At 54.9% G+C, this 6,273-nt stretch carries 1 protein-coding gene and 2 pseudogenes; all 3 read right to left on the reverse strand.

Features of this window, described 5'->3' with window-relative positions; all coding sequences use genetic code 11:
* Positions 1 to 383: 383 nt before the first annotated feature.
* Positions 384 to 2,251: pseudogene (locus XI25_RS23145) on the reverse strand (ABC transporter ATP-binding protein).
* Positions 2,248 to 4,027, reverse strand: a pseudogene (locus XI25_RS23150) (ABC transporter ATP-binding protein). Before XI25_RS23150 ends, XI25_RS23145 begins: the two co-directional pseudogenes overlap by 4 nt.
* 397 nt (positions 4,028 to 4,424) lie before the next feature.
* Positions 4,425 to 6,273, reverse strand: a 1,849-nt coding sequence (locus tag XI25_RS23155) for a dynamin family protein (protein WP_046680466.1), incomplete at its 5' end; no start/stop codon positions are given.

The raw sequence follows: 6,273 nt of genomic DNA on the forward strand, positions 1-6,273 counted from the left end.
TCTTCCCCTTTTTGCCCCATAATCGAAAATCCTCCTGCCGATTAACAATTCAAAACATGACACAGATGTCACTTTTTTGATTATACGACACACGTGTCACTTTTTCAAGCGCATGGCTCAGGATAACCGATCCGGTTTTCAATAAGAAAAAACGTCTATCGACGTACTTTCTCAGAAGACAGACCGCATTTAGCAGAAGTTTTTCTTGCGAGATCAGGATGGCAAACCTCTGTAGTTTATACGTTCTTATCTCTTAAAAAAAACGCCTTGGAGCAAGAATATCTTGCTTCCAAGGCGTGATCGCATGGAATTGCATCTTCATAACTTTGAGAGACCTATTCCGTTGTCACTTGGTGGAATTCGTTTGAGGGAATCCGTTTGTTTTACAAAAACCTGTACTGGGCTTCGATCAGGCCGTAGTAAGTCCCCTTGAATTTCATGAGCCGGTCATGGTTCCCTTCTTCGATGACGCGCCCGTGGTCCAGCACCACGATATGGTCCGCATGCCGGATCGTGGACAGGCGGTGGGCAACGATAAAGGAGGTCCGGTCTTTCAAGAGCACCTTCAGCGCATCCTGTATTTTCAGCTCCGTCTCCGTATCAATGGATGCGGTCGCTTCGTCCAGAATCAGGATCCGCGGGTCGGCGAGCAGCGCTCTCGCAAAAGAGAGAAGCTGTCTCTGTCCCATGGACAGCATGTTCCCACGCTCTTCCACCTCGGTGTCGTACCCGTTCGGCATTTGCATGATAAAATCGTGGGCATCCACCGCTTTGGCCACTGCTTCGATTTCCTCGTCGGTCGCGTCCAGGCGGCCGAAACGGATATTCTCCCGGATCGTTCCCGAGAAAATGAACGTGTCCTGAAGTACAATGCCGATCTGGTTGCGCAGGCTTTCCACGGTCACCTCGCGGATATCGTAACCGTCGATGGTGATTTTTCCGTCCGTGATATCATAGAACCGGCTCAGCAGGTTAATGATCGTGCTTTTGCCCGAACCCGTATGACCGACGAGCGCGATGGACTGGCCGGCTTTCACGTCCAGATTGATTCCTTTAAGCGCCTGCCGGCCTTTTTTCGTATTCGAACACGACGTTTTTGCAGCTGGATGTCTCCCTTGATCTGCGGTAGCTTGCGCGCGTTAGGCGCGTCGTCAATGTTCGGTTTCTCGTCAATGAATTCAAAGATGCGCTCCGAGGAAGCCATCGCGACCAGGAGCTGATTGTACATCATGCCCAGACGGTTGATCGGTTCCCAGAAGTTGCCGACATAGTTCGAGAATGCGATGAGGAGACCGATGGTCAGTTCTCCGCTTTGAATCAAGCTGGAACCCAGCCAGAACAGGATCAGGGTGCCGACGCCGCCCGTGATTTCAATCAGCGGCCCGAACGCCTGGTTCATCGCGGATGCTCTGTCCCAGGATTTTTTGCTGTCCATGTTCATCTCGTCGAAGAATTTCATGTTTTCTTCTTCTTGGGTGTAAGCCTGGGTTACCCGAATCCCCTGGATCGACTCGTTCAAGTGGGAATTGATCCGCGAGTTTTTCATGCGGACATCCTGCCACGCCCGGCGAATCTTCACCCGCAGCGCCGTCGAGATAAAGAACATGATCGGCACCGTCACGATCACGGCCAGACCCAGCTTCCAATTGATCGCAAGCAGGATAATGACGATCCCCAGCAGCTGAACGCAGTCGATCATCAGGTTGACGACGCCGTTCGTAAACAAATCCTGCAGAGAGTTGACGTCGTTGGTTACCCTTACGAGGACGGACCCCGCCGGACGCTTGTCGAAAAAGTTAAAGGACAGGCGCTGAATGTGGCGGAACAAGTCCGCACGCAGGTCATAAATAACGCGCTGGCCGATGATGTTCGTGTATTTAATCCGGAAGATCCCCGTGATGTACTGAATAACGTAAAGCGCCAATACGGCGATCGTGATCTCGTAGAGCAGCCTCAGGCTCGGATTGCCGCTCTCAGGCGCAATCGCCTTGTCGATAGCCTGCCCCGTCAGATACGGAACGGTCAGCTTGGTAATGGTTCCGATGATCATCAGCACGATAACCAGCGGTATCATCTGTTTGGCGTACGGTTTCATATAGGATATCAGCCTTGTCAGCTGTTTCCAGTTAAACGGCTTCTCAATCGCATCGTCGTCCTGGTATACGAACCGCTCCCCCGTCGCTCCCTTCCCCTTATCGGTCTTTGGAGCCTTTTGCTTCGGGTTCCGCTCGATGTTCAATTCCGCGCTCATGCCTGCACCTGCCCTTCTCCATTGCCCGCAGCCGCACGGCGGGCAATCAGGTCCGCGTATTGGATTTTGTAAACATCCTGGTAAGGACCCTCTTCGAGAATCAATTCATCGTGTTTGCCGCGCTGAACGACACGGCCTTCGTCAAGAACCAGAATTTCGTCCGCATGGCGGAGAGAGGAAATCCGGTGGGCGATGATAAACGTCGTTCTGCCGTTCATGACCTCCTGGAAGCCGGATTGGATCTCATGCTCCGTTTCCATGTCGACCGCGCTGGTCGCATCGTCCAGGATCAGTATTTTCGGATCCTTCAGCAAGGCCCGCGCGATGGCGATCCGCTGTTTTTGACCGCCGGAAAGCCCCATCCCGCGTTCTCCCACGATCGTATCGTAGCCATGCTCCATTTCCATGATGAAATCGTGAGCTTTGGCCAGTTTGGCTGCCCGGATAATGTCATCCATCGACACATCCTTCATCCCGTATGCGATGTTATTGCGGATGCTGGACGAAAACAGGAACGTTTCCTGGAATACGGTGGCAATCTGGCTGCGCAGGCTGCGGATTTTGATATCCTTGATATTGACGCCGTCCAGCGTGATGCTGCCGGAGTTGACGTTATAGGCGTGCATCAGCAGCTGGATGATGGTCGACTTGCCGGAGCCCGTACCTCCCAGAAGGCCGATGACGGATCCGGGAGGCGCGTCCAGATTAATGTTTTTGACGGCAGCCATCTTATTGCCGTAAGCAAAGGTAACGCTGTCGAAAACGACGTGTCCCTTGACCTTGGCGGGATCCAGCGCAATGGCTCCTTCACGGTCCTGGACATCAATCGGTTGGTTCAGCAGCTCCAGCACCCGCTCTCCTGAAGCCTTCGATTGGGTATAGTTGTTTATGTGGAAGCCGATACCCCACATCGGTCCGATAATGTACCAGATCAAGCTGAAAAAACGCGACCAGCTGACCCAGTGAGATTTCTTGGTTAATGACCATGCTCCCGCCTGCAAGCAGCAGGATCACGACGCTGACGTTCGCAAACATCTCCATCAGCGGGAAGAAGCGGGCCCACAGCGTGGCGGCAAATATCTGGTTCGTTTTGTACCGCTCGTTGCGTCCGGAAAATTTCTCGACCTCATGCGGCTCCCGTGCGAACGATTTGACGGTGCGCACGCCGGTAATGTTCTCCTGAACCGCCGTTGTCAGCGAGCTGAGCGCAAGCCGCATCTCCTGGAAGGCCGGGTGGATTTTGGATTCGAACTTCAGGGCGGTGATCACCAGAAACGGCATGCTGACGAGCGTGACCAGGGTGAGCTTCCAGCTGATCGAAAACATCATCGCCGAGCCGAACGCGACCATCAGCACCAGGTTCAAAATCTGGGCGAAACCGAAGCCGATAAACTGCCGGATCGCCTCGAGGTCCCCCGTCAAACGCGACATCAAATCCCCGGTACGTGCCGTGTCATAATAACGGAAAGACAGAAATTGCAGCTTTTCGTAGCAGGCATTCCGCAGCTTGTAAGCCAGGAAATTGCCGAGCCTCCCCCCGAAAAAACCGTGTAAAAACTGCATAAACGCTTTTAGCGCGACAACCCCTACGACCGTTAGGGCGAGCTGTGGTACAATACTGAAATTTCGAGGCCTGATTGCGTCGTCAATCAGCCGTTGAAGCAGGTTCGGGTACACCAGGCCAAGCGCGGTCGCCATCGCCAGACACAGTATGGAAAGAAAGAGATAGCCTCGTTTCTCCCAAAAGAAGCCCTGCAGTTGCCTGAGAACATTCATGTTTATCCTCCCTTGGATTTATACGTTCAGTTATGTAGCATTTAAGAAGTTTATCACCGACACGTTAAGGCGGCAAAGAGAATAAACCGCCATAAAACAGCTGTTCTGACCTTAAGTAGTCATTTAGCGCAACTTATCATCGTTTCATAATTAAATGGTCGGAAATTCTCCCTAATCCTGACTATGTGAAGGCGTTTTCCAAAGTACATATCAGAACCCTCAAAAACCTGTTTTTTCGAAAACCTCGAGTCCATGAATTTCTATAAAACCGCAAGAAAAAAAAGAACCCGGTTAATAACAATAACCGGATCCCTTTTTTTAGTTCGGTCTATTCGGTTTGAAGGGCTCCCAGCGATTGGGGAACCCCTCATGAAACTCCGAAATCTCCAATTTCCCGTCAAGGATTCAATGGCTCTTCCTGCAGTTCTGCCAGATCGGCGGAAAGCTTGCGCCAAACCTCCGGCGACTGTCCACCCTGCAGAGACACCAAGAGCGCCTGCAGCGATTCTTCAAGCTGATCCCGAAGAGCAGCCCCGTAATGCCGGAGCGCTTTTCCCGTTTCCTCGGCATAATGCCGCGCCAGTCCGGCCTCGCGCTCCTTCAGGACCGCGGCAACGACTTCCTTCACTTTCGGCTCCGCAGCCTCGCGCAGTTTCTGGCTCCCCTTGCCTTCGAAGAAAAACTTGGGGTTTTTAAAGACCGGCCAATACGTAGTCCAGTCTTCCGCCAAAACCAGAGTCGTTTCCTCCAGCTGAGGAGCCGTCCAATTCCTTCCCTGCCGAACGTCTATCTCCAGGCTTTCTTCGAGACCGCATATGTCTGCGGCGATAGCGCGCGCCGCATCCTCCGCCAACCGGTGCCCGGTCCCTTCCAGCCGCAGCGTCGTGGCCCACAGCTCCTGATCGAGCTCCACCGCCAGGGTGCGCTCAAGATCCCGTCCGCAAGCGGCAAACGCGCGTTTCAGGCTGGCGGCATCCTCCCGCAGCACCGAAGGGTGGAACGATTCCTGAAAGAAACGTCCCATCGCATAATCAAGGCGCTGGCGCACGTGAAAGAGCAGCTCCGCACATTCCCGGGAAAGCTCGCGGGACAAATCGAGCTTGGTTAGTGCCTCCAACCTGTCCATAGCCTCTTGCCGGACCGATTCCAGTCTTTCCACCCGGCGGCTGCGGCTATCCTCGTCCTGTTCCGCCAGCGCGGCCCAGGCTTCGGCTTTGCGCTTGGCCGAAGCGATATCGTCCAATCCGGCGCGTAGCGACAGCCCCGGAAGCTCCTCGACCGCAAACCGGTCCAGCGCCGCTTCAAATCCGACGAATCCCGAAACTTCCAATTGGCCGTGGTTGCCGCTGAGCTTTCCTCGCAGCGCATTCAGACTGGAGACCGGGAATATATGCGGACGGGTCACGCCGTTCTTGACCAGATTGTCGCGGACATGGCCCGTTACCTGCTCCAACTCGTCCGGAGAAGATGCCAGATCCGCCGCGTTCACGACGAAGAACATCTTATCCAAGGCAAAGCTGTCCTTCACCCGTCCGAGCTGCGACAGGAACTGCCTGTCGGCTTTGGAAAAGGCATGGTTATAGTAGGTGACGTAACAAATCGCGTCCGCATTTTTGATGTAGCTGAAGGTAACCCCCGTATGCCGGGCGTGAAGGGAGTCCGCTCCGGGCGTATCCACGAGAATGATGCCCTGCTCCGTCAGCGGACAGCTGTAATACAGATCGATGCCGTCCACGTAACAGGATTTGGTCTCATCGGCTACAAACCCTTTATAAGCCTCCAAGTCGACCGATTCGGTGCGGCCCAGCTTCCCGTTCATTTCCTCCCACCCGGCAGCCGCGGCCTTCAGAAAGCCGTAGTGGGGCAAGCCTGCCGGATGAACCCCGTCCGGCGTCAGGTTGTCGGCGGTCCGTCTCCAGCCGTCCGCCTCCGGTTCGGGCAGGCCCAGGACGCTGAACGAGTATTTCAGATCGTCCCACCAGGCTTCCCGCGTCTTCATCCGCACATCCGCCGTTCCGTGCGGATGTCCTTCCGCGGGTGCCAAAATCCGGTTCACCGCTGCCGTGGTCGGATGCGGGGATACCGGAAGCACCGATTCGCCGAGCAGCGCGTTGGCGAAGGAAGATTTGCCGGCGCTGAACGCTCCGAACAGCGCCAGGGTGAACGAGCCGCCCGCGAGCGCATCCGCGCGGGCGGTAAGATCCCGCGCGGCCGACGCCAGCGCGGGATACGGCGCCAGCAGCGCC

Source organism: Paenibacillus sp. DMB20 (genome assembly GCF_000987955.1).
In the GTDB taxonomy this organism is placed as follows: Bacteria; Bacillota; Bacilli; order Paenibacillales; family Paenibacillaceae; genus Paenibacillus_AQ.